This window comes from Roseburia sp. TF10-5 (assembly GCF_003462365.1).
Lineage (GTDB): Bacteria > Bacillota > Clostridia > Lachnospirales > Lachnospiraceae > Roseburia > Roseburia faecis.
In genome coordinates this window covers 22791-46662 of record NZ_QTYW01000024.1, presented here as the reverse complement: position 1 = coordinate 46662, position 23872 = coordinate 22791, and the positions used below count along the sequence as shown (strand labels likewise).

23 protein-coding genes and 1 pseudogene are annotated in these 23872 nt (G+C 44.7%); 21 read left to right on the top strand and 3 right to left on the bottom strand.

Going from position 1 to position 23872, the window contains the following annotated elements; translation table 11 throughout:
• Positions 1–370: 370 nt before the first annotated feature.
• From DXD06_RS15575 to DXD06_RS15560, 4 genes and pseudogenes are all read left to right on the top strand, one after another.
• Positions 371–586, top strand: coding sequence for a helix-turn-helix domain-containing protein (locus tag DXD06_RS15575; RefSeq protein ID WP_022046901.1), 216 nt, complete (start codon positions 371–373; stop codon positions 584–586).
• Between the two features lie 76 nt (positions 587–662).
• Positions 663–959, top strand: a pseudogene (locus DXD06_RS17325) (hypothetical protein); the annotation flags it as partial.
• Positions 960–1213: 254 nt separating this feature from the next.
• Complete coding sequence (locus DXD06_RS15565) at positions 1214–1501, top strand: helix-turn-helix domain-containing protein (RefSeq protein WP_055263392.1); 288 nt, start codon at positions 1214–1216, stop codon at positions 1499–1501.
• On the top strand, positions 1479–2612 hold the full coding sequence (locus DXD06_RS15560; protein WP_022045700.1) for a type II toxin-antitoxin system HipA family toxin: 1134 nt from the start codon (positions 1479–1481) through the stop codon (positions 2610–2612). Before DXD06_RS15565 ends, DXD06_RS15560 begins: the two co-directional genes overlap by 23 nt.
• A 21-nt stretch (positions 2613–2633) precedes the next feature.
• Here the strand turns inward: DXD06_RS15560 and DXD06_RS15555 are convergent, their stop codons facing one another.
• Entirely contained in the window at positions 2634–3257 is a 624-nt protein-coding gene (locus DXD06_RS15555) for a hypothetical protein (RefSeq protein WP_147343646.1), read from the bottom strand.
• A 322-nt stretch (positions 3258–3579) separates the two neighbouring features.
• Here DXD06_RS15555 and clpB point away from each other — a divergent pair, with 322 nt between their 5' ends.
• From clpB to DXD06_RS15505, 12 genes are all read left to right on the top strand, one after another.
• The gene (clpB, locus tag DXD06_RS15550) at positions 3580–6171 is read left to right on the top strand and encodes an ATP-dependent chaperone ClpB (RefSeq protein WP_117833010.1); all 2592 of its coding nucleotides are present in this window, start codon (positions 3580–3582) and stop codon (positions 6169–6171) included.
• A gap of 274 nt (positions 6172–6445) precedes the next feature.
• Positions 6446–7774: a replication-associated recombination protein A gene (locus DXD06_RS15545; RefSeq protein ID WP_022045697.1), complete on the top strand. Its 1329-nt coding sequence runs from the start codon at positions 6446–6448 to the stop codon at positions 7772–7774.
• An 18-nt stretch (positions 7775–7792) separates the two neighbouring features.
• Positions 7793–9079 (top strand): aminotransferase class I/II-fold pyridoxal phosphate-dependent enzyme, encoded by a 1287-nt coding sequence (locus tag DXD06_RS15540; protein WP_117833008.1) that lies wholly within the window; start codon positions 7793–7795, stop codon positions 9077–9079.
• Between the two features lie 221 nt (positions 9080–9300).
• Positions 9301–9486 (top strand): hypothetical protein, encoded by a 186-nt coding sequence (locus DXD06_RS15535; protein WP_055067122.1) that lies wholly within the window; start codon positions 9301–9303, stop codon positions 9484–9486.
• 9 nt (positions 9487–9495) lie between these two features.
• Positions 9496–10575: an ATPase, T2SS/T4P/T4SS family gene (locus DXD06_RS15530; RefSeq protein WP_117833006.1), complete on the top strand. Its 1080-nt coding sequence runs from the start codon at positions 9496–9498 to the stop codon at positions 10573–10575.
• Positions 10572–11957 carry a hypothetical protein gene (locus tag DXD06_RS15525; protein ID WP_117833004.1) on the top strand — a complete coding sequence of 462 codons (1386 nt, stop codon included), beginning with the start codon at positions 10572–10574 and terminating at the stop codon, positions 11955–11957. Before DXD06_RS15530 ends, DXD06_RS15525 begins: the two co-directional genes overlap by 4 nt.
• Before the next feature lie 18 nt (positions 11958–11975).
• The gene (locus tag DXD06_RS15520) at positions 11976–12353 is read left to right on the top strand and encodes a hypothetical protein (protein ID WP_117833002.1); all 378 of its coding nucleotides are present in this window, start codon (positions 11976–11978) and stop codon (positions 12351–12353) included.
• A 126-nt stretch (positions 12354–12479) separates the two neighbouring features.
• On the top strand, positions 12480–12626 hold the full coding sequence (locus DXD06_RS17175; RefSeq protein WP_155175113.1) for a hypothetical protein: 147 nt from the start codon (positions 12480–12482) through the stop codon (positions 12624–12626).
• On the top strand, positions 12626–12799 hold the full coding sequence (locus tag DXD06_RS17170; protein WP_158569558.1) for a hypothetical protein: 174 nt from the start codon (positions 12626–12628) through the stop codon (positions 12797–12799). Before DXD06_RS17175 ends, DXD06_RS17170 begins: the two co-directional genes overlap by 1 nt.
• A complete protein-coding gene (locus DXD06_RS15515) occupies positions 12796–13212 on the top strand; it encodes a hypothetical protein (RefSeq protein ID WP_117833000.1) in 417 nt (138 codons plus the stop codon). Before DXD06_RS17170 ends, DXD06_RS15515 begins: the two co-directional genes overlap by 4 nt.
• A complete protein-coding gene (locus DXD06_RS15510) occupies positions 13209–13760 on the top strand; it encodes a hypothetical protein (RefSeq protein WP_117832997.1) in 552 nt (183 codons plus the stop codon). Before DXD06_RS15515 ends, DXD06_RS15510 begins: the two co-directional genes overlap by 4 nt.
• Complete coding sequence (locus DXD06_RS15505) at positions 13760–15178, top strand: InlB B-repeat-containing protein (RefSeq protein WP_117832995.1); 1419 nt, start codon at positions 13760–13762, stop codon at positions 15176–15178. The genes DXD06_RS15510 and DXD06_RS15505 overlap by 1 nt, the downstream gene beginning before the upstream one ends.
• Positions 15179–15215: 37 nt before the next feature.
• Here DXD06_RS15505 and DXD06_RS15500 read toward each other — a convergent pair whose 3' ends face one another.
• Both DXD06_RS15500 and guaB read right to left on the bottom strand, forming a co-directional pair.
• Positions 15216–16508, bottom strand: coding sequence for an HlyC/CorC family transporter (locus tag DXD06_RS15500; protein ID WP_117832993.1), 1293 nt, complete (start codon positions 16506–16508; stop codon positions 15216–15218).
• Positions 16509–16540: 32 nt separating this feature from the next.
• The gene (gene guaB / locus DXD06_RS15495) at positions 16541–18001 is read right to left on the bottom strand and encodes an IMP dehydrogenase (RefSeq protein ID WP_022045684.1); all 1461 of its coding nucleotides are present in this window, start codon (positions 17999–18001) and stop codon (positions 16541–16543) included.
• Positions 18002–18258: 257 nt separating this feature from the next.
• Between guaB and hisA the strand changes: the two genes are divergently transcribed.
• The 5 genes from hisA to DXD06_RS15470 all read left to right on the top strand — a co-directional run bounded on the left by hisA (position 18259) and on the right by DXD06_RS15470 (position 23849).
• On the top strand, positions 18259–19074 hold the full coding sequence (hisA, locus tag DXD06_RS15490; RefSeq protein ID WP_117832991.1) for a phosphoribosylformimino-5-aminoimidazole carboxamide ribotide isomerase: 816 nt from the start codon (positions 18259–18261) through the stop codon (positions 19072–19074).
• A complete protein-coding gene (gene glnA / locus DXD06_RS15485; RefSeq protein ID WP_117832989.1) occupies positions 19071–20402 on the top strand; it encodes a type I glutamate--ammonia ligase in 1332 nt (443 codons plus the stop codon). Before hisA ends, glnA begins: the two co-directional genes overlap by 4 nt.
• 14 nt (positions 20403–20416) lie before the next feature.
• On the top strand, positions 20417–20968 hold the full coding sequence (locus tag DXD06_RS15480) for an ANTAR domain-containing response regulator (RefSeq protein WP_117832987.1): 552 nt from the start codon (positions 20417–20419) through the stop codon (positions 20966–20968).
• 93 nt (positions 20969–21061) lie between these two features.
• Complete coding sequence (locus DXD06_RS15475; protein WP_055066898.1) at positions 21062–22276, top strand: LL-diaminopimelate aminotransferase; 1215 nt, start codon at positions 21062–21064, stop codon at positions 22274–22276.
• 16 nt (positions 22277–22292) lie between these two features.
• Entirely contained in the window at positions 22293–23849 is a 1557-nt protein-coding gene (locus tag DXD06_RS15470; protein ID WP_117832985.1) for a hypothetical protein, read from the top strand.
• Positions 23850–23872: the final 23 nt, after the last annotated feature.

Below are 23872 nucleotides of genomic sequence, written 5' to 3'. Positions count from 1 at the left end.
AACAACAAAAAATACCGTATTTATGCGGTGTTTGGCGTTTCGCAAACGCCTAAATTATGATATACAAGAAAGGAGAATAAAAAATGTTTGAAAGAAAGAACGGAAATAAAGTAAAAAAACAATTTGAAAATGTAGGGGGATAGCCTTATGTTTTGTAATCGGATATCCGGTTATTAAATGCCTGAAATATTTAAGTTTAGCAGCATGCCAGATTATAAAAGGGGTAGAATGGAAAGGAACGGATCATTTTATTGGAGCAGCTGTTATAGTAGAAATCTGTATTTATTTCATTGGTGTTTCTTTTCAACATGGGTACGAATTGCAGAAAGAGGTTGATGAAATAATATAGATAAAGTAAAGGAAATATAAGATGCCAATTGTATTACGGTTAGATCGGGTGATGGCCGATAGAAAAATTTCCCTGCAAGAACTTGCAGAAGAAGTGGGAATATCGAATGTAAATTTGTCGAATATAAAAACTGGAAAGGTTAGGGCGATTCGGTTTTCTACATTGGAAGCGATTTGTAGAGTATTACAGTGTCAGCCGGGTGACATTTTGGAATATGAAGAAACGAAGGAAGTGTAAAGGAGGTGATGAAATGGAATGGATAAGAGAACCGATGGAAGTAAATATGACGAAAAGTGTATCGTGGTGCCCATGTATGGGAGCAAAGTGTAGGGGCAATAATCCACCATTTTGCAGTATAAAAACATCAAACTGCAAAAGTGTACAAACAGAGCGTCTGAAACAGGCACTGCAGAAAGCGGAGGCCGTGATCATTGGCGCGGGTGCGGGATTATCCACTTCTGCAGGATTTACCTATTCCGGGGAACGTTTTGAAAAGTGGTTTGGCGATTTCCGACAGGTGCATGGATTTTCGGATATGTATTCCGGGGGCTTTTTCCCTTATAAAACATTGGAAGAATATTGGGCGTACTGGAGCCGATATATCTATATGCAACCTGGCCGGATGCAGTTTATGCCTGCATAAATAAGAAGGAAGCCTGTGCGCCGGAGGAAATCCGAAAGAAATCCATTTGCGTGGAAGCGGATATTGGAGCAGTTTTGGAAAAACTGTATGATAGGAAAAATAGTCAGGGAGACGTTGCGGTACCCGAAGAGATATGCTAAAATATTAGATAATATATTATATAAAAATAAGTAAAATCGCGTGAAATGGATAAAATATTATCTGACAAGATGGGGCATGATATGGAAGCACTGGTATGGGAAACAGCAGAAGAACTGGATAAAAAACTGGCAGAACGTATGCGCCGTATTCGCAGACGGCGGAAAGTTTCGCAACAGAAACTTTCGGATATGAGCGGAGTAAGTTACGGTTCTATTAAACGATTTGAGACAACAGGACAGATTTCGCTTTTGTCACTGACAAAACTTGCTATGGCGTTGGAACTTGCAGATGAACTGCGGGATCTTTTTACACAGGTACCATATCGAAATATTCAGGAGGTAATCAATGAGTCAAAGGGAAAGTCTTGAGGTTCGGATGGATGACCGGCTTGTGGGAACGCTTGCATTGACCGCGAATCATAAGGTGGCATTTTCTTATAGTGAAGAATGGCTGGAGCATGGATTTTCAGTCAGTCCATTTTCGCTTCCGCTAAAAAATGAAGTGTTTGTGCCCAAAAAAGATTATTTTGACGGATTGTTCGGAGTATTTGCAGATAGTTTACCGGATGCATGGGGACAGCTTTTATTGGAGCGTTTGCTGAAAGAACGTGGAAAAAAGGAAGCACAATATTCGGTATTGGATCGTCTTGCCATCGTGGGAAAATCTGGAATGGGAGCTTTGACCTATCATCCGCAGAAGGAGATTGGGATGGGACAACAGATGGATGATCTGGACGAACTATCTGTGCATTGCCAGAAAATATTAAGCACGCAATATTCGGAGAAATTAGATGAATTGTACCGGCTGGGAGGAACCAGTGGTGGTGCAAGACCTAAGATTATGACGGAAATAGATGGAGAAAACTGGATTATTAAATTTCCGGCACATGTGGACAAAAAAGATGTGGGAAAAATGGAATACGATTATTCTCTGTGTGCAAAAGCCTGTGGAATTGTAATGAGTGAAACACGGCTTTTTTCATCAGATATATGTCCGGGATATTTTGGAACAAAGAGATTTGATCGAAGAATAGAAAAGAATGAAATAAAAAGGGCACATATGTTAACTGCGGCTGCCTTATTGGAGTTAGATTTTAATCAACCAAGTCTGGACTATCATGAATTGATGAAGTTGACAAAAATTCTGACAAGGGATTGTACAGAGGATGTGGAAAATATGTATCGTCGTATGTGTTTTAATGTATTCGCACATAATCGTGATGATCATTCTAAAAACTTTACCTACATTTATAATGAAAAGGATGATATGTGGCGTTTAAGTCCTGCCTATGATCTCACATACAGTAATACGTATTATGGTGAGCACACAACCACTGTAGATGGAAATGGCAAAAATCCGGGGAAAAAGGAATTAGTAGCAGTTGGTGTGCAGGCGGGTATGAAAAAGACATACTGTGAACGTGTTGCAGAGGAAATCCGTCTGTGTGTAAATGAAAAGCTGGAACACTACCTGAAATAATAATGTTCCAGCTATATAAGCCTAGCCCTGACATTCAAGCGTTGGAGCCGCATCAATAATTTCCTGAAGCGGAGTCCATGACAGGAGATCATCCGTATCGTCATTCGTGTCCTCATCATCGGTAAAATGAGCATTCGGATTGTTCGTTTTTCTTTTTTTGGCATCTTCCGGAGTGTTTGGCAGACGCTGATAAGCCGGTGATTTATGAAAATTTTTGGAAACTTCATTGTAAGCAGCCAGCAGATATTCTTTGTCCAGATCTTTGTCCGAGACCCCGGCAATCGCGGATGTAATCATATCATTTGCTTCCTGTTTGCTTTTTGCATGGGAGAGCTGCTGTTTTAAAGCCTCCGCCATTCGTTGGACGCGCAGGGCGTGGGCATACAGAATTGGATCGGTACGCCGCAGAAAATCCAGCTCTTTGGCAGAAAGTTTCTTCCCACTTTTTAATTTTCCTATAATGCGGGAGAGCATTTCCTGTTTTTTTTCTTCCTGCGTATCAGGATCCTGTCTTTGCAGGGGAGAAGTCCAGGAAGAAAATGCGGCATTGGTTGTTTCTCTCACATAGAGCATGCGTCCCTGAGGAGAAGAAAGATCATAGGATGAGGGATTCTTCTGGGACATCAGTGATAAATAAATCTGCATGAAAAGTTCCTTTCTGTAATAGATCATCGTTTGTGTTGTCTATTATATCGGCAAAACATCCGTTACAATTAATAACGGATGTTTCTGGAGAAAGAGAATATTCCCCTTCTTTCGTCATATCGAAAAAACTTATGTCTAAAACAATTTTCAGACAATTCGACAATATATTCCAATGTTTATAAAATCTTTAGAATTTTTGTTAGCACTCCTACTTGACGAGTGCTAAAAACGGGTGTATAACAATATCGTAATCGAGAAAAATAGTAACTGGGATGCAAAAAACAGCACAGTTACATGATGATAGTTAAGAGGAGGGCTTGCTATGAACATACAGAAATTCACACAAAAGTCGGTAGAAGCGATCAATAACTGCGAAAAGCTTGCCTACGACTATGGAAATCAGGAGATTGAGCAGGAGCACCTGTTAGTTGCCCTGTTACAGCAGGAAGAGGGACTGATCCCGAAACTGATAGAGAAAATGGAAATTGACGTACAGCATTTCACCCAGAATGCGATCAGCAAACTGGATGCGCGCGTCAAAGTATCCGGCAGCAACAGCAATGTCTATGTCGGAAAAGATTTAAACAATGTGCTGATCCATGCAGAGGATGAGGCAAAGGCAATGGGAGATGAATATGTCTCTGTCGAGCATATTTTCCTTGCAATGCTCAAATATCCAAATCCGGCGATGAAAGCACTGATGAAAGAATATGGGCTGACAAGGGAACGGTTTCTGCAGGCATTGTCTACCGTCCGCGGCAATCAGCGTGTCACTTCCGATAATCCGGAAGCAACATATGATACACTGGAAAAGTACGGTTATGATATGGTGGAGCGTGCAAGACAGCAGAAGATGGACCCGGTGATCGGCCGTGATGAGGAGATCCGGAATGTGGTCCGGATTCTTTCCCGTAAGACCAAAAATAACCCGGTGCTGATCGGTGAACCCGGTGTAGGTAAGACTGCCGTTGTCGAGGGTCTGGCACAGCGTATCGTAAAAGGCGATGTACCGGAAGGCTTAAAAGACAAGAAGCTGTTTGCCCTGGATATGGGCGCACTGGTTGCCGGTGCAAAGTATCGTGGTGAATTTGAGGAACGTTTGAAAGCAGTTCTTGACGATGTCAAAAATTCGGATGGACAGATCATTCTGTTTATCGATGAACTGCACACAATCGTCGGTGCCGGAAAAACCGATGGTGCCATGGATGCCGGACAGCTGTTAAAACCAATGCTTGCCAGAGGGGAGCTGCACTGTGTCGGTGCCACAACCTTAAACGAATACCGGGAGTATATCGAAAAAGATGCTGCCCTGGAGCGGCGTTTCCAGCCGGTTATGGTAGATGAGCCAACGGTGGAAGATACCATTTCCATCCTGCGTGGCTTAAAGGAACGTTACGAAGTGTTCCACGGCGTTAAGATTACGGACTCTGCGCTTGTTACGGCAGCAGTTCTTTCCAACCGTTATATCACAGACCGGTTCCTGCCGGATAAAGCAATTGATCTGGTCGATGAGGCCTGTGCGATGATAAAGACCGAGCTGGATTCCATGCCGGCAGAGCTTGACGAGATGAACCGGAAGATCATGCAGATGCAGATCGAGGAGACGGCATTAAAGAAAGAAACCGATCATCTGAGTCAGGAGCGTCTGGCAGATCTGCAGAAAGAACTTGCAGAATTGCGTGATGAGTTTAATACCAGAAAAGCGCAGTGGAGCACCGAAAAGGATGCAGTTGACAATGTCAGCAAGGTCAGAGAGCAGATTGAGAGCACAAAGAAGGAGATCGAGGCAGCACAGCGTGACGCAGATTATGAAAAAGCTGCGGAATTGCAGTACAGTAAACTGCCTGGATTACAGAAAGAACTGGAAATTGAGGAAGATAAACTCAAAGACCGTGATCTGTCTCTGGTACACGAAAATGTCACCGATGAAGAGATTGCAAAGATCATTTCCCGCTGGACGGGAATCCCGGTTGCGAAGTTAAGCGAAAGCGAGCGGAACAAGACACTGCACCTGGATGAGGAACTCCACAAACGTGTGGTAGGCCAGGACGATGGTGTTACCAAAGTGACCGAGGCGATTATCCGTTCCAAAGCCGGAATCAAAGATCCGACCAAACCAATTGGTTCGTTCCTGTTTTTGGGACCGACCGGTGTCGGCAAGACCGAGCTTGCAAAAGCACTTGCTGCCAGTCTGTTTGACGATGAATCCAACATGGTGCGTCTTGATATGAGTGAATACATGGAGAAATACTCCGTGTCCCGGCTGATCGGAGCGCCTCCAGGATATGTCGGATACGATGAAGGCGGCCAGTTGACAGAAGCTGTGCGGAGAAAACCGTATTCTGTTGTCCTGTTTGATGAGGTGGAAAAGGCACATCCGGATGTCTTTAACGTACTGTTACAGGTACTTGATGACGGGCGGATCACAGATTCACAGGGACGTACCGTAGATTTCAAGAACACGATCATTATTATGACCAGTAACCTTGGATCGCAGTATCTGCTGGATGGCATTGATGCAGACGGCAACATTTCGCCGGAGGCAGAAAAAGAAGTCATGGAAGATCTGCAGGGACATTTCCGACCGGAATTTTTGAACCGTCTGGATGAGATTATTATGTTTAAGCCACTGTCAAAAGAAAATATTGGTGGCATCATCCGTCTGCTGATGGATGATCTGAACAAACGTCTTTCTGATCGTGAGATCAGGGTGGCATTGTCACCGGAAGCGGAACACTTTGTGGTTGAACATGGTTACGATCCGGTTTATGGTGCAAGACCATTGAAGCGGTTCCTGCAAAAGCATGTAGAGACCCTCTCTGCAAAACTGATTCTCGAAGATCAGGTACGGCAGGGAGATACGATCCTCATTGACGTGAAGGATGGTGCACTTACAGCATCTGTACAAAAATAAAAGCAATATTTATGTAAAAAAATCTCAATAATAACTTGTCAAGCGTCAGGAAATCATGTATCCTTATAAGGATGAAATGAATTTCCTGACGCTTTTTCTTTCAAAATGAGATAAGCGGGAAATGAAAGAATAATAGAAATTACATAGAAATATCGCAAAGAACAAAGCGTAAAGAAGTTTGTGGGAAAATTCCTGCAAAGAATAAAAATGCAGGATACACACAAAAATTATTCAAAAAGATCTTGAATGATATTCATATGGGGATTGGATACGAATGGATTTATTTGAGTATATGAGACAACAGAATATGAAGGATGAGTCACCGCTTGCCTCACGGCTGCGTCCGACCACACTTGATGAGGTTGTCGGGCAGCAGCACATCGTCGGGAAAGACAAACTGCTGTACCGTGCGATCAAAGCGGATAAACTCAGCTCCATCATCTTTTACGGACCGCCCGGTACGGGAAAGACGACGCTGGCGAAAGTGATTGCCAATACCACAAGTGCAGAGTTCATGCAGATCAATGCGACTTCGGCGGGCAAGAAAGACATGGAAGAAGTGGTTGCCGCGGCAAAAAACAATCAGGGCATGTATGGAAAGAAAACGATCCTGTTTATCGATGAGATCCATCGTTTCAACAAGGGACAGCAGGACTATCTGCTTCCGTTTGTCGAGGACGGCACGATCATTCTGATCGGAGCCACAACGGAAAATCCGTATTTCGAAGTGAATCCTGCGCTTTTGTCGCGCTCCGTCATTTTTGAGTTAAAGAAACTTTCCACGGAGGATATCCGTACATTGCTGCTTCGGGCGGTCAATGATACGGAAAAGGGCATGGGTTCTTACCATGCACAGATGGATGATGATGCGCTGGAGTTTTTAGCTGACATGGCAAACGGAGATGCGCGTGCAGCGCTGACCGCCATTGAACTTGGAATTCTGACCACGGACCGGAGTGAGGATGGGATCATTCACATTACACTGGATGTGGCCAGTGAGTGCATTCAGAAGCGGGTCATAAACTACGATAAGACGGGAGATAATCACTATGATACGATCTCTGCTTTTATCAAGAGCATGCGTGGATCAGATCCGGATGCCGCGGTGTATTATCTGGCTCGGATGCTTTATGCGGGGGAAGATGTGAAATTTATTGCCAGAAGAATCATGATTCTGGCATCTGAGGATATCGGGAATGCTGATCCGCAGGCATTGCAGGTTGCAGTAGCCGCGGCACAGGCGGTGGAGCGGCTCGGAATGCCGGAAGCACGGATTGTACTGGCACAGGCAGTTACTTATATGGCAAGTGCGCCAAAGAGTAATTCCGCGATCAATGCCATTGATAAGGCCATGCGTGTAGTGCAGGAGACAAAGACACCGCCGGTACCGGTGCATTTGCAGGATGCCCACTACAAATCGGCAGGAAAGCTTGGGCACGGAAAAGGTTACAAATATGCCCATGATTATAAAAACCACTACGTGAAGCAGCAGTATCTGCCGGACGGACTGACCGGTGAGGTTTTTTATGAGCCGTCGGAAAACGGATATGAGCAGCAGATTCGCGCCTATTATAAAAAAATCAAAGAAAATCCAGAGGAATAATAAGGAGGAAAACTTACCATGAAAACCTATCAGGAGATGAGCAAAGAGGAACTCACACAGGAGCTGACCGCACTCAAAGCCGAATATGAAAAAATAAAAGGCATGGGTCTTGCACTGGATATGTCCAGAGGAAAGCCGGGAGCAGACCAGCTTGATTTAAGCATGGGAATGCTTGATGTGCTTGATTCCAAGACTGCATTAAAGAGTGAAAACGGCACTGATCTGCGAAACTATGGTGTCCTTGATGGTATTCCGGAAGCTAAAAAACTGATGGCGGATGTGATCGGGACAAAGCCGGAAAATGTGATTGTTTATGGTAACTCCAGCCTGAATATCATGTATGATCAGGTTGCCCGTGCAGAAATGTTTGGTATTTGTGGCAACACTCCATGGTGTAAGCTCGATAAGGTAAAATTCCTCTGCCCGGTTCCGGGATATGACAGACATTTTGCCATCACAGAGACATTCGGTATCGAGATGATCAACATCCCAATGACAGAGAATGGACCGGATATGGATCTGGTAGAAAAATATGTGAATAACGATGAGACGGTAAAAGGAATCTGGTGTGTGCCGAAATATTCCAATCCACAGGGTGTGGTCTATTCGGATGAGACGGTCCGCAGATTTGCAGCCTTAAAGCCGGCAGCCGCAGATTTCCGTATTTTCTGGGATAATGCCTATGTGGTACATCATCTCTACAAAGAGGACCAGGCACAGATTCTGGATATTTTAGAGGAGTGCAAAAAGGCAGGAAATCCGGATATGGTATTTGAATTCTGTTCTACCAGCAAAGTCAGCTTCCCGGGTTCCGGTATTGCAGCAATCGCTTCCTCAGAGGCAAACATTGCGGATATCAAGAAACGTCTGACGATTCAGACCATTGGCCATGATAAGATTAACCAGCTGCGTCATGTGAAGTTTTTTAAGAATGTTGATGGCATCAAGGCACATATGGAAAAACAGGCAGATCTGATTCGTCCGAAATTTGAGCTTGTTGAGAAGATTTTTTCCGATGAACTGGCATCCCGCGGAATCGGTACATGGATGCATCCGCTTGGAGGATATTTTATTTCCTTCGAGGCACCGGAAGGATGCGCAAAGGAGATTGTTTCAAAGTGTAAAGAGGCAGGGGTGGTACTGACCGGTGCGGGTTCCCCGTTCCCTTACAAAAAAGATCCGAAGGATTCTGTCATCCGTATTGCACCGACGTATCCGTCGCTTGCCGAACTTGAGCAGGCAGCAAATGTATTTGTTGTTGTGGTACGCATGGCTGCAGCAGAAAAATTTCTGGCAGAAAAATAGAGTGGATGACTAAGGTAAAAGCAAAAAGAAGGGCTTCCCGGTGCGGAAGTCCTTTTTTAGTACCAAAGAACTATTTACAAAAACCCAAAAAACGGTATAGTAAAAATATCTTTTTTCAGTACGGCAATGCATGTGATGCAATCGCCGCATTTTTTGTGCCCACAGATATTCTTCTGTGGTTTCCCATAAGAACGTCCTTCATACAGGAGGAAAATGAAAATATGAAAGAAATATTTCAGGAATATGGCGGTATTTTAATTACCGTGGTAGCGATTCTTGCAGTGATCCTTGTCATTACAGCAGTTGTGGGAACGGATACAAGCGGACCGATCGGAAGTGCGTTTCAGACACTGGTGAAAAATTTTATTGACCAGGCGAACAAAAATACCGGTCTGCCGACACCCTAAGGAGGCTGTATGGAACTTGGAAAAGAGTATTTCGGTCCATTGTGGAAATATATTGCGAACGAAGAGATCACAGATGTTGATTACAATGGGCGGGAGATATGGCTGACCAATATCTATAACGAACGTTACCGGGTGAATCAGGCGTATGTGGATGAGAATATGACTTTGGCATTTGTAGAACAGTTTACCCAGCGGATTGCAAATGTGGTCAGTCAGCAGTTTAACAAGCAGAATCCGGAGCTGGAGGCAGAAACCAGTGAGCTGCGGGTGACAGTTCTGCATGAGTCGATCGCACGTTCCGGGCGCAGTATCAGCATCCGGAAAACACCGCCGGTCATTCGGCTGACAGCAGAAAAGGCACTGCAGGAACAGTATTGCAGCAGGGATATTCTTGCAGTACTGGTCAATTGCGTGCTGACGAAAATGAATCTGATTTTTTGCGGGATGCCGGGAATTGGAAAGACGGAGTGTGTAAAATTTTTTTCCCAGTATGTTCCGGGAAATGAGCGTGTCATCACAATCGAAGATACCATGGAGATCCGGTATTCCGTAACGAATCCGGGGAAAGACTGTATTGAGATGCGGGTCAATGACCGGTTTGATTATGCGGATGCGATCAAGGCAAGCCTGCGGTTAAATCCTAAATGGATCATGCTCTCGGAGGCGCGTTCCAAGGAGGTGAAATACCTTTTGGAAGGGTGGTCAACGGGAGTACGGGGAATGACCACCCTGCATACGGACGATGTCCGGAATATCCCGGACCGGATTTTAAATATGCTTGAAACGCGTGTGGATGCGGACCGTCTGGAAAACGATATCTATCAGGCAATGGATGTCGGGGTTTTGATCCGAAAGAAAAAGAACGGGGCCGGTCAGGTGTACCGTTATATTGACCAGGTATGTTTTTTTGACAGAGAAGGCCAAAAAAACAAAATTATTATGGCAGTGACCGATGGAAAACTGGTGCTGAAAGAATTTCCGGAATCGCTGTTGCGGCGGTTTAAAAGAGAGGGAGTTGACAACCCGCTGCTTTGCAGTCTTTTGAACCAGCAGCTTGGAAAGGATGCAGACAGGGAGGTGGAAACATGATTTATCTGGTTGTCCTGTCGGCACTGTATGCGCTGCATCTGCTCTTAAAACTTCACTGGATTACGACGGTTGTCATTGGCGGTTTTCTGCTGCTTCGGATTTCCGGACACCGGAAATGGTACAAAAAAAAGATCGTATACGAGAGAAAATTTGAGGAGGTATCCGAGTACCTGGATATGCTGTTGTATGCTTTCGTCAAAGAAGAAAAAGTGGAGAGAGCACTGGTGAATGTAGATGCGGCGATGGTGGATGGTCCGATGCGCGGAGTTCTCCAAAACGCCATTGATCATATGCATATGACATTTGATGAAACTGATGTCATGCGGGATTCCCTGCAGATGATCGAACGGGAATATGCCTGCAGCCGGATAAAAAATGTACATGATTTTATTGTACATGTAGAGATTTACGGAGGAGCAATAGAAAGACCGGTGGAATTGCTTCTGGCAGATAAAAAGAGATGGGAGCAGCGGATTTGTGGTTCTATGAAGGAACGCAGGAAAATGTTTGTGGATATTGTAATGTCAATTGCTGCGTCATTGTTGATATGCGGGATGATTTTATATCTGCCGGTTATGGAAATTGATATCAGTAAAAATTTGATTTCTCAGGTGCTTACGATTGTAGTTGTGATCCTTGATGATCTGATTTTTACGAGAGCGCAGAAATATCTCGCCATCGACTGGCTGACCCTGGATGGACATACCGATGAGGCAGATGCAAAGAAAATAGAAGAATATTACCGGTATGATGAGCGGAAAGAGAAACGTTTGTCGGTAGTTCTGGCTGTTGTGACGGCGGCAGGTGCAGCAGCTGCATATTATTTTGGACATCAGCTGATGACAGCGGCGGCACTACTTCTGGTTGCTCTGATGGCAAATCAGCACCGGGTAGGACGGGCGGTTGCCAAAAAAACGCTGGTACGCAGTATCAAGTGTGCATTTCCGGGATGGCTGATGGATATTGTTCTGCTTTTGCAGAGTGAAAACGTTCAGGTTGCTTTGCAGAAATCACAGGAGCATGTTCCGCCGGTGCTGCGGCGGGATCTGGATATACTGGTTGGTCAGCTGGAAATGGAACCGGAGTCCGTGCTTCCCTACCATCGGTTTTTGAAAAGTTTTCAGATTCCGGAAGTACATTCTGCCATGAGCATGCTCTTTTCCGTTTCCATGGGAAACAGTGGCAGGGCAGACCGGCAGATCGGGGAACTGATTGACCGGAATCTGGAGATGCTGGATGTCGCAGAAAAGGGACGGCTTAAAAATCTGAGCAGTGGAATGTATCTGTTGTTTCTTGCACCGGTATTGACAGCGTCATTAAAACTTCTTGTGGATATGGCAGTGTTTATGATGACATTTCTGTCAGGGGCAGGACTTGGATAAAAGGGAGGAGGATACAAAATGAGCCAGATCATAAAGGCATTCATGGGAGTATTCCTGACTCTTTTTATGGCGGTGACAGCAATGGGAATTCTGGCAGCCTATATGGAAGTGATGAATGCACAGGATATGCAGGCACGGATTGTTGATGAGATCGAAAACAGTGATTTTAATACCGGCGTGGTACAACAGTGTTTTTTGCAGAGTGAGGAAGCCGGATATCAGCTGAAAGTAACATTTTTTAATGAAAATTCCACAGTGGCAACCGTTTCGCAGGTCAGTCAGATACCATATGGAATGGATGGGGTTGATATGGCAAAAATTGAAATGCAGTTTCCATTTCAGGTTGCTTTTCTGGGAATTAACAGACAGCATACATTTGTAAGCTATGCAAAGTAAAAGGAGGAAGATGGGATGGAACAGATCATAGAAGAATATGGAATTGGTGGAATTTTATTTGTGATTGGTACAGGGGTTGTGGCAGGGCTCGGAAAAGTTCTGCAATTGATTGCGGGGGTATAGAATATGGCAGCAGTGGTAAAAGAATACGGCAGTGCGGTACTGGCTGCGGTGGGAGGAGTTGTTTTTTTGGGCACGCTGGGACAGTTTTTGCTGTCCAGACAGGGATTGATTATGCAGATGATCGAGGTTTGGGGAAACGGAGGCTGTTGATGAAAGAACTGATCAGACAATACGCAGGCACGGCAATCGCGGTTGTGACGGCACTGGTATTGATTGCGCTGGTGTCGGAAATGAGCGTGGTTGTGGAAAAGGGAATTCCAAAGAGTGGCGCACTGTGTGAAACAGACACGGGAGCGTTTGAAGGGTACTGGAGGAGTCGATGAAAAACATAATATTAGGAATACTGGGCTGTATGATCGCAGTTTATACGATAGTTTCCTGTCTGAGTATCTACAGTATTTCCACAAGAAAAAATGAAATGGAAAACTGTATTTCGCAGGTACTTAAATATCATCTGAACCGGTATTATGCGACTGGAGTGTCGGACACGGAGGTTGAAGCATTTGTCCGGCAGGAAATCCGGCAGCAGCTGCATACGGCATCAAGGGTTTCCATTGATGTAAAAAGCTGTGATATGGTTTCGGGTGTTATTTCAGCACGGGTAACAGAGGATTTTGTACTTCCGGGAGGATTTCATAAGTCCATAGCATGCGATAAAACGATACTGGTAGAGACGGAAGTAATCGAAGAGGAAACAGAGACGGAAGAAATATGGCCGCAAGAGGAGGAGGTATGAATAGAAAAGGAAAACTGACAACCAAAGGAAAACATGCAGTGATCCTGACACTGACAATTGTGGCATGTGTGGCTGCAATGCTGTTTTCCCTGTTACTTTCCGTGCTGTGTGACGGAAAACATGTATCTTCTGCGGCGCATACACAAAATGATACACATCCGGGCATCATGGCAGGAAGCCAGAGGCAGGAGACCGACCTGCTGACACCGCAATGGCTGTATTATCAGAGCAATGGAAGTGTGACTGACTGTAACATCAAAAAGGAAATGGATGTTCTGATGCGTAAGTGGACCAAGGGAAAGCTCGGGGGAAAGGAATTGGACAGGCTGATAAAAGAGTTTTTACAAAAGAAGGACTGTCCGGTCAGGAAAATCACCATGCTTGAGAAAGCGGTGTGTGTATTTCCGTCGGAAAAGGAACTTCCGGATTATACAAAAACACTTGCAAAAAGAGAGAAGATATATCAGTTTATCGGGGTATATACCGGGGGACAGCAGGATGAAAACGGAAGGTTATTATGTGAATACTGGGAGGTGGCAATCGGTTAATGGAAAAAAAGATAAAAATTGTGGTGTTCGGGATGGTCGTGGCATTGCTGGTGACATTTCTTCCGTTCAGACAGACAGACATTTATGCTGGAATATCAGAAAATGCATACGGTTATTATCAGGAGTATGGAAATAATGTATGCTTTTTCCCGTTCTCGGAAACCGATGGGATGATCTATTATGCAACCAAAGCAAATCTGGCAAGTTCGGATATCCGCTACCGGACAATCGGATGGAAGTTGTCGGTAAAGGATTCTTCCGGGAAAAAACTGCAGACGATGTATTTTAAACTTGGCGGAAACTATATGTATGCGGTGCATCGTGTCAGAAAAGGTGGTGCAGAATATAATCTGTATGCGCTGACACTGGGAGACCTGAAGGACCGGTTGAATGCAAAGGCAAGTCAGGCATTAAATAAAGGCAAAGCGTCTATGGTGATGGATGCCTGTATGATTGTGGTAAGAAAAGGAAAAGCGCAGGGAACCATGAATGATCAGGGACCGGTTTCTGGAAAAGTATATACGACTTATCAGGGAATTTCCGGTGCGGAAAGCTGGAGCAGAGAGTCATACACTTCCTTTCACAATTATTTCCACAAAGAAATTCAGGGATTGTTTTTCTGGGTGGATGCGATTGCAGGGGAAGGGATTGCATCGGTTTCCGGTGGTGGAGAGTATTGTTATGGATACACGGCATGTTTAAAAGCAAAAGCAAAGAAAGGATATGATTTTGCAGAATGGAGAGGAGATTGTTACGGGGATAGAGAGAGACAGGAATTTTATGTGACAAATGATGTGCGGTGTGTGGCCTATGGACAGAAAAAGAAACTGCAGATTTTCTTTCACCGGAACAGTTCAAAAGATGATACGGAAATGGATGTGCAGACAATGACGTATGGTTATGGAAAAGTGCCTTTGGAAAATATCGGGTGGAAAACGAAAGGAAAAAAACTGGTTGGATGGGCAATGAAGCCGGATGCAAAAAAAGCAGACTTAAAATGTGGGGCAGTGGTAAAGGACAGCTGGATAATCAGATACAGTCCGAAAATTGATCTTTATGGAGTGTGGAAGACGGAGAACACAGATGATCTGACAGACCCTGATCCGACAGACCCTGATCCGACAGGACCTGACCCGACAGGACCTGACCCGACAGACCCTGATCCGGAAACTCCGGGGACTGACAGGGAAGATCCGAAACCGGATTCCGGAGATCCCGATCCGGTAAAACCGAAAGATCCGGATGAAGATTTTCCGAGGGGAAAGATTATTTCGTTTCACTGCCGGTTTATCAGCAAAAAATATTTTGAGGATGCCGGACGGAATCTGATTCCAAAAGAAAGGGGAGGGCTTGCCGGAGATTCGAAATGGATCATGGAGGATTCTCTTCGTGTGTGGCTTCGGCAGTTACTGGCATGAAAATGAGGGCTGCAAAGCAGCCCTCAGAATTTACGGATTATTCTTCGGATTTTGGTTCGGAACCGGTTTCCTCCAGAGGTTCCGGAAGCCGGATGTAAATCCGTTCGATTCTGTTTTTTTCCATCCGGTCAATGCGGATAAGAATATTATTATCTGTTAAAATAATTTCATTTTTTTCCGGCAGATGATCGAGAAGACCAAGACAATATCCTCCTATGGTGTCATAATCATCCGAAGTAAAGTGCAGGGAAAGCGCTTCACTGACATCATCTAGATTGGCGGAACCAAGTACATAAAATTCGCGGTCACTGATCCGGGTGATATCGTCTTCTTCATCGGCATCATATTCATCACGGATTTCCCCTACAATTTCTTCCAACAGGTCTTCTAAAGTAATGAGTCCTGCGGTTACTCCGTATTCGTCCAGCACAATCGCAAGGGAAATGGAGGATTTACGCATTTCCAGAAACAGATCTGCAGTATTTTTGTGCTCATATGTAAAATATGGCTCCCGCAGAAGGTTTCGTACGGAAAATTCCGGGGTATCATTCTGTAACAGGAAGTCTTTCATGTTGATGATTCCGATTACATTGTCGGTCGAGTCTTCATAAACAGGAAGGCGTGTAAACATATCCTGACGGAAGATATCAAGTACTTCCTGATAGGTGGCATCTGCCTGAACAAAAGTCATGTCAATTCGCGGAACCATGATCTCCTTGGCTTCTGCATCACCGAAATCAAAGAGATTATGAATCATATCCCGTTCTTCATGTTCGATGACACCATTTTCCTGACTTACGTCAACAATGGTGCGGAGCTCTTCTTCTGTCATCTTTTTCTGTGCATCTTTGATATTGACATGCAGCAGAAACATCAGTCCGAGAGAGAGCTTGTTGATGATAAAAATAACAGGAGTAAGTATTTTCATCAGAAGTCCTATTGGAGCGGCTACTGTCAAAGACATGGAATCGGCTTTGATGGTTGCCATGGTTTTTGGTGTTACTTCACCGAAGATCAGTATCAGAAATGTAAGAATACCTGTGGCAATTCCCGCACCCGTGTTTCCAAAAAGATGGATGGCAAGGGATGTTGAAATGGAAGATGCCGAAAGATTTACAATATTGTTTCCGATCAGAATGGCAGATAACATTTTTCCCGGATTTCCGGTTACATGCAATACCCGTGCAGCGCGTTTATCGCCATTGTCTGCAAGGGTACGCATACGAATCTGGTTTACGGTTGTAAGAGCTGTCTCTGACGACGAAAAAAACGCTGACAGACACAGCAGGATAATTATTGCAATTAATTGACCTGTCTCACTGGGGCCCAATAAAATTCACCTCAAATTATATTTATTATGATTTATTTATTGTCATCGGTACTGTAGTTTGGAGCTTCTTTTGTAATGTGAATATCGTGTGGATGGCTCTCACGTAAGGAAGCAGCGGAAATCTTGACAAATTTACCTCTTTCCTTGAGATCCTCAATGGTAGGACATCCGCAGTAACCCATACCGGAACGGATACCACCGATCAGCTGGAAGACGGTATCTTCAAGTGTTCCCTTGTAAGCAACACGGCCTTCTACGCCTTCCGGAACAAGTTTCTTTGCACCTTCCTGGAAGTAACGGTCTTTGCTTCCGTTTTCCATGGCAGCGATGGAACCCATACCACGGTATACTTTGTATTTTCTTCCCTGGAAGAGCTCAAATGTACCAGGTGCTTCGTCACATCCTGCAAACATGGAACCCATCATACATACGTTTGCACCGGCTGCGATAGCCTTTGTCATATCACCGGAGTATTTGATACCACCATCGGCGATGACAGGGATGCCGCTCTGTTTTGCAACTTCATAGCAGTCCATGATTGCGGAGATCTGTGGAACACCGATACCGGCAACGATACGTGTGGTACAGATAGAACCAGGTCCGATACCAACTTTAACTGCATCAGCTCCGGCATCAATCAGTGCCTGTGCAGCAGCACCGGTTGCAATGTTTCCGGCGATAACCTGCAGATCTGGGTATTTTGCCTTGATCTTCTTTACGGCTTCCAGAATGTTTTTGGAATGACCGTGTGCGGAATCGACAACGATGACATCGACATGGGCAGCAACCAGGGCATCGACACGCTCCATCATGTTTCCGGTGATACCGACACCGGCACCGCAGAGAAGACGTCCCTGATCATCCTTTGCAGAAAGCGGATACTTGATCTGTTTTTCAATATCTTTGATGGTGATCAGACCTTTTAAGTTGAAATCCTTGTCAACAATCGGAAGTTTTTCTTTTCTGGCTTTTGCAAGAATCTTTTTGGCTTCTTCTAAGGTAATTCCTTCCGGAGCGGTGATCAGACCCTCGGAGGTCATAGATTCACTGATTTTCTTTGTGAAATCGGTTTCGAACTTTAAATCACGGTTCGTGATGATGCCGACCAGACGACCGTTCTCTGTGATCGGAACACCGGAGATACGGAACTTTGCCATCAGGTTGTCAGCATCCTGTAATGTATTGTCTGGAGATAAGAAAAATGGGTCTGTGATAACACCGTTTTCCGAACGCTTTACCTTATCGACCTCATCTGCCTGTGCTTCAATGGACATGTTTTTATGAATGATTCCGATACCACCCTGTCTTGCCATTGCAATCGCCATTTTTGACTCCGTAACGGTATCCATGGCTGCACTCATCATAGGAATGTTCAGTACGATCTTCTTTGTCAGATGTGTCTTCAGATCGATCAGGTTTGGTGTAACCTCAGAATACTGAGGAACCAGAAGAACGTCATCAAATGTAATTCCTTCGCCGATAATAGTTCCCATTTTCTAAAATCCTCGCTTTCTTCTATTATATGTAGTTTGTATGTAATTTTGTGTAACGTCTGTTATCGTCCAAAACACCTATTATGTACAATAACAATTTTAATGATGATAGCAAAATAATGGATTGCTGTCAAGTAAAAATTATGTTATGATAGCGGAGAAACAGCATAAAAAGTGAAGATGTATTATTTAATAAGGGCAAGGGAGTCCGGACAGGGTCTTTCTATGCCCATTTTTTGAAAAGAGGACAAAATCGGATGGAATTCAGACCATGTATTGATATTCACAACGGAAAGGTAAAACAGATTGTCGGAAGCAGTCTGCGGGATGCCGGAGATCAGGCAAGTGAAAATTTTGTTTCCGGGCAGGATGCAGCGTTTTATGCACGGATGTATCAGAGCCGGGGGATCTGTGGAGGACATATCATTTTACTGAATGCAAAAGACAGCCCTTATTATGAGGAAACCAAAAATCAGGCGCTGGCGGCTCTGCGTGCCTATCCGGGGGGATTGCAGGTCGGCGGAGGAATTACTGATGCCAATGCGTCCGAATTTCTGGAAGCTGGCGCATCTGCAGTGATTGTGACTTCGTTTGTTTTCCGGGACGGACGGATTGACTATGATCGTCTGAACCGGCTGGAACAGGCCGTGGGAAAGGAGCATCTGGTACTTGATCTGTCGTGCAGATACCGGGCAGATGCAGAGGAACCAGGCTATTACATTGTAACCGACCGGTGGCAGAAATTTACCACAGAGCGTGTGACGAATGAACTTCTGGAAAAACTGAGTTCCCGGTGCAGCGAGTTTCTGGTGCATGCCGTGGATGTGGAAGGAAAATCCGGTGGAATTGAAAAACCCCTGGCACAGTTTCTGGGAGACTGGGGAAAAATTCCGATCACCTATGCCGGAGGCGTTCACAGTTTTGAAGATCTGGAAGAACTTTCACAGCTTGGAAGAAACCGGCTGAACGTCACCATTGGAAGTGCGCTGGATCTGTTTGGCGGTCCGATGTTTTATGAACAGGTATTAACATATATCAGCAAATGTAACGCAGAAAAGGAGAAAAGTATATGAGCAGATATACCAAGGAAGATATTTTCAGAATTGTGGAAGAAGAGGATGTGGAATTCATCCGTCTGCAGTTTACGGATATTTTCGGAACATTAAAGAATGTAGCAATTACATCCAGTCAGCTGGAGAAAGCATTGAATAACAAGTGTATGTTTGACGGTTCTTCCATTGAGGGATTTGTACGGATTGAGGAGTCAGACATGTATCTGTATCCGGATCTGGACACATTTACCATTTTCCCATGGCGCCCGCAGCAGGGAAAAGTAGCACGTATTATCTGTGATATTTACTGTGCAGACAAAACACCGTTTACGGGGGACTCCCGTTATATCTTAAAACGTCAGATTGAGGAAGCAAAAAAACTTGGATATACATTTAATGTAGGACCGGAGTGTGAGTTTTTCCTGTTTCATCAGGATGAGAATGGCCAGCCGACAACACTTTCCCACGAAAAAGCCGGATATTTTGATCTCGGTCCGGTAGACCTGGGAGAAAATGCCAGACGTGATATGGTGCTGACACTTGAAGATATGGGGTATGAGATCGAAGCTTCCCACCATGAGGTAGCACCCGCACAGCATGAGATTGACTTTAAGTATGATGAGGCACTGCAGACGGCAGATAATATCATGACATTCAAACTGGCGGTTAAGACAATTGCCAAGCGGCACGGTCTGTTTGCAAGCTTTATGCCGAAGCCGAAATACGGGATTAATGGTTCCGGAATGCATATCAATATGTCCCTGTCCAAAGACGGACATAATATTTTCCACGATCCGGATGGAAAAATGGGGCTGAGTAAAGAAGCCTATTATTTTATTGGCGGTATCATGAAGCACATGAAAGGTGTGACTCTTATCATGAATCCGCTGGTAAATTCCTATAAGCGGCTGGTACCTGGATATGAGGCACCATGTTATATTGCATGGTCTGCGACAAACCGCAGCCCGCTCATCCGTATTCCTGCTTCCCGGGGAGAGGAAACCCGTGTGGAACTGCGCAGCCCGGACCCGGCAGCCAATCCGTATCTGGCCCTTGCGGTATGTCTTGCAGCCGGAATTGACGGTATCAGAAATAAAATTGAGCCACCGGAAGAAGTGCCGGAAAATGTCTATGAACTGAAGGAGGAAGAAAAAGCAAGCAGAGGAATCGAGTCGCTTCCGGCCGATCTTCATGCGGCCATCTGTGAATTGCAGAAAGATGCTTTTATAAAAGAAGTGCTTGGAGAACATATCAGCAGCAAACTGATCGAGGCAAAAGAGGCAGAATGGATGCAGTACCGTACACAGGTAACCGGTTGGGAGATCGAAGAGTATCTGTATAAGATTTAACGGGAGATCGGATCGTGAGTAACATTGTAATTGCCTTTTCGAAACCGGAAGTGGCAGCGGGCATAAAAAAAATATTGACACAGAGTGGGTATTCCGTGCAGGCAGTCTGTACCACCGGCGCACAGGCACTGGCAAGCGTAAACAATCTGGAGTGTGGAATACTGGTCTGCGGATGCCGGTTTATGGATATGATGTATATGGAAATTCACGATTATCTGCCACCGGAGTTTCAGATGCTTCTGATCGCTTCCCCGGCTTCCATTCAGGAGAGAGAGGTAAGCAATCTGGTCTGTCTTTCCATGCCAATGAAAGTGCATGAACTGTTGCAGACAATTGAAATGATGGAGGGAGATATCCAGAGGCGCAGAAGGAGAATGCGGCAGCAGCCGAAACACCGTTCGCAGGAGGATCAGCAGATCATTCGCAAGGCAAAGGAACTCCTTATGGCACGAAACTCTTTTACGGAAGAGGAAGCACATAAATATATTCAGAAAAGAAGTATGGACAACGGAACCGGTCTGGTCGAGGTGGCACAGATGATCTTAAGTCTTCTGCAGGAAGGGTAGGGATCTTATCTGGCTTTTTTGGCTGGTCTTTACATTAAAAGAAGAAAATGTTAAAGTGATACTGATGGAAAATTAGAGAAGGAGAACGAAATTATGTTTCATGTAAATGAGAATTATCAGAAGCTGCCGGGCAGCTATTTATTCAGCACAATTGCAAAAAAAGTAAATGCATATCAGGAGGCAAATCCGGACAAGAACATTATCCGTCTGGGAATCGGTGATGTTACACAGCCACTGGCTCCTGCAATCATTGAGGCTATGCATAAAGCGGTAGATGAGATGGGACATGCCGAGACATTCCACGGCTATGCACCGGATCTGGGATATGAATTTTTGCGCAAGGCAATCGCAGAGAACGATTATGCAGCAAGAGGCTGTGAGGTTGCAGCAGATGAAATTTTTGTGTCTGACGGGGCAAAGAGTGACTCCGGAAATATTCAGGAGATTTTCGGACAGGACAACAAGATTGCGGTCTGTGATCCGGTATACCCGGTTTATGTGGATTCCAACGTTATGGCTGGAAGAACCGGTACTTACGACAAGGAGACCGGCACATGGAGCGATGTCATTTACATGCCATGTACAGCAGAAAATCATTTCGTACCGGAGTTTCCTAAGAAGACACCGGACATGATCTATCTGTGTCTGCCGAATAACCCGACCGGAACAACGCTTACAAAGGATCAGCTGCAGGAATGGGTGGACTATGCCAATAAAGTTGGCGCCGTAATCATTTATGATGCCGCTTATGAAGCTTATATCAGTGAGGACAATGTGGCACATTCCATTTATGAGTGCAAGGGTGCAAGAACCTGCGCCATTGAGCTGCACAGTTTCTCAAAGAATGCAGGATTTACCGGTGTTCGTCTTGGATATACCGTAGTTCCGAAGGATTTAAAGTGCGGGGAAGTTTCTTTGCACGACATGTGGGCAAGACGTCACGGAACCAAATTCAACGGTGCTCCGTACATTGTGCAGCGTGCCGGTGAGGCTGTATATTCTGAGGAAGGAAAAGCACAGTTAAAGGAGCAGGTTGCTTACTATATGAAGAATGCAAAGACCATTAAGGAAGGATTAAAGGATGCCGGATATACCGTATTTGGTGGTGTAAATGCACCATACATCTGGTTAAAGACTCCGGATCAGATGACTTCCTGGGAGTTCTTTGATTATCTGCTGGAGAATGCAAATGTTGTTGGTACTCCGGGATCCGGTTTCGGACCGAGCGGAGAAGGATATTTCCGACTGACTGCATTTGGAAATTATGAAAACACCGTAAAGGCACTGGAGCGTATCAAAGCTCTGTAAAAGAGGGAATATGCGTATGAATCATAACATGAAAAAAAGAGGTCTGGCATTGCTGCTGGCATGCTGCTGTGTTTTTACAGCGGCACCGGTGGCGGTAAAAGCGGACAATGTATCCATTTCCACCAATCAGACACCGACCGGCACATACAGCAGCTACACCAAAGCAGAGGTGCTGAAGTCAGATACGGTGGTGTATGATACGCTGTCTACTTCCAATAATGTTCACTTTTATAAGTATACTGCGGAAAAAGCCGGATATTTTACTGTAAATCTTGCACAGACAAGCGGAAAAGGAAAGTGGAATTTTTCCGTATATGATGCGGACAATGGAAATCAGGAACTGGAAACAAAATCTCTGGCATCCAATTATACATCCAGAATTTATAACCTAAGACCGGGCAAAAGCGTATATATCAAAGTTGAGCGTGTGCAGTCTACGGATATTACCATTTTAGATTATCAGCTGACACAGGATTATCAGTATTCCCTTCAGGTGAAAACAACGGAGAGTGCACAGTGGGAACAGGAAGACAACGATACACCGGCGGCAGCGACAAGTCTGCAGAACGGCACCTGGATCAATGGAAGTTCCTACAAAGCTTCGGATGTGGACTGGTATGAGTATACCATTCCGGAAAACGGATATTTCACATATGATTTTCAGGGGGAGGGATCTTCCGCACTCTGGAATCTGTATCTGTATGATGAAAATATGAATGAACTGCAGAAAGATACCAATACAAGAACCGTATCCTCCGGTAAATATGTCCTTCCGGTGGGAGCAAAAGTGTATGTGAAAGTCACCTGCTACGGCGTTGGAAACCAGTACAAGATCCGTTCCAATTACTATGCAACGGAAGGCTGGGAAAAGGAATCCAACGATACCATGGCACTTGCCACGGATCTTACCGTCGGAAAGACACTGCATGGAAGTATCAACAGCAAAAAAGATGTGGATTACTACCGCTACGTTGCCACGGGCAGTGGATATTTCAATTTCAAATTTACAAATGCGGACGGTGGAAACAATCAGTACTGGAAACTTTCCGTATATGATGAGAAAAAGAAGCTGCTTCAGACCGTGGAAACAGAGGAGGATCTGCAGATTTCCACTGCAAAGCTCAGTTTCCGGAAAGGCAAAGAGATTTACCTGAAGGTAGAACGGAATATCAATGATTATGCGTGCGGACACGAATACACGGTGACAGTCAATCCGTACAAGGCTGATAACTGGGAACAGGAATACAATGATTCTTTTGCCACAGCTACAACTGTAAAAAAGAATAAGACCTGTAGTGCGAATAATTATGCGGTAAAGGATAAAGATTATTTTGTATATAAGGCTGCAAAGAAGGGAAAGGTGACCATACAGGTAAGCCTTCCTGACAGCGGATACTGGAATGTGTGTGTATATAATCAGAAAAAGAAGCTGGTCAAACAGGAAGATTATGCACAGACCGGACAGAAGTTTACCGTAAAAGCTGCAAAGGGGCAGAAACTCTATGTGATGGTGAAGGCCAGAACAAAATCTGCCGTTGGAAAGACCTATCGTGTCACTGTGAAACAAAAATAAAGCAAACTATAAAGATTCTGTGA

What these genes read in the sequence shown, in the direction of transcription:
- DXD06_RS15560 (WP_022045700.1), top strand. Translation starts at nt 1,479, where the DNA reads ATGAGTCAAAGGGAAAGTCTTGAGGTTCGGATGGATGACCGGCTTGTG.
- DXD06_RS15470 (WP_117832985.1), top strand. Translation starts at nt 22,293, where the DNA reads ATGAATCATAACATGAAAAAAAGAGGTCTGGCATTGCTGCTGGCATGC.
- hisA (WP_117832991.1), top strand. Translation starts at nt 18,259, where the DNA reads ATGGAATTCAGACCATGTATTGATATTCACAACGGAAAGGTAAAACAG.
- DXD06_RS17170 (WP_158569558.1), top strand. Translation starts at nt 12,626, where the DNA reads ATGAAAGAACTGATCAGACAATACGCAGGCACGGCAATCGCGGTTGTG.
- clpB (WP_117833010.1), top strand. Translation starts at nt 3,580, where the DNA reads ATGAACATACAGAAATTCACACAAAAGTCGGTAGAAGCGATCAATAAC.
- DXD06_RS15540 (WP_117833008.1), top strand. Translation starts at nt 7,793, where the DNA reads ATGAAAACCTATCAGGAGATGAGCAAAGAGGAACTCACACAGGAGCTG.
- DXD06_RS15505 (WP_117832995.1), top strand. Translation starts at nt 13,760, where the DNA reads ATGGAAAAAAAGATAAAAATTGTGGTGTTCGGGATGGTCGTGGCATTG.
- DXD06_RS15565 (WP_055263392.1), top strand. Translation starts at nt 1,214, where the DNA reads ATGGAAGCACTGGTATGGGAAACAGCAGAAGAACTGGATAAAAAACTG.
- DXD06_RS15515 (WP_117833000.1), top strand. Translation starts at nt 12,796, where the DNA reads ATGAAAAACATAATATTAGGAATACTGGGCTGTATGATCGCAGTTTAT.
- DXD06_RS15545 (WP_022045697.1), top strand. Translation starts at nt 6,446, where the DNA reads ATGGATTTATTTGAGTATATGAGACAACAGAATATGAAGGATGAGTCA.
- DXD06_RS15555 (WP_147343646.1), bottom strand. Translation starts at nt 3,257, where the DNA reads ATGCAGATTTATTTATCACTGATGTCCCAGAAGAATCCCTCATCCTAT.
- DXD06_RS15530 (WP_117833006.1), top strand. Translation starts at nt 9,496, where the DNA reads ATGGAACTTGGAAAAGAGTATTTCGGTCCATTGTGGAAATATATTGCG.
- DXD06_RS15525 (WP_117833004.1), top strand. Translation starts at nt 10,572, where the DNA reads ATGATTTATCTGGTTGTCCTGTCGGCACTGTATGCGCTGCATCTGCTC.
- DXD06_RS17175 (WP_155175113.1), top strand. Translation starts at nt 12,480, where the DNA reads ATGGCAGCAGTGGTAAAAGAATACGGCAGTGCGGTACTGGCTGCGGTG.
- DXD06_RS15575 (WP_022046901.1), top strand. Translation starts at nt 371, where the DNA reads ATGCCAATTGTATTACGGTTAGATCGGGTGATGGCCGATAGAAAAATT.
- DXD06_RS15475 (WP_055066898.1), top strand. Translation starts at nt 21,062, where the DNA reads ATGTTTCATGTAAATGAGAATTATCAGAAGCTGCCGGGCAGCTATTTA.
- glnA (WP_117832989.1), top strand. Translation starts at nt 19,071, where the DNA reads ATGAGCAGATATACCAAGGAAGATATTTTCAGAATTGTGGAAGAAGAG.
- guaB (WP_022045684.1), bottom strand. Translation starts at nt 18,001, where the DNA reads ATGGGAACTATTATCGGCGAAGGAATTACATTTGATGACGTTCTTCTG.
- DXD06_RS15520 (WP_117833002.1), top strand. Translation starts at nt 11,976, where the DNA reads ATGAGCCAGATCATAAAGGCATTCATGGGAGTATTCCTGACTCTTTTT.
- DXD06_RS15535 (WP_055067122.1), top strand. Translation starts at nt 9,301, where the DNA reads ATGAAAGAAATATTTCAGGAATATGGCGGTATTTTAATTACCGTGGTA.
- DXD06_RS15510 (WP_117832997.1), top strand. Translation starts at nt 13,209, where the DNA reads ATGAATAGAAAAGGAAAACTGACAACCAAAGGAAAACATGCAGTGATC.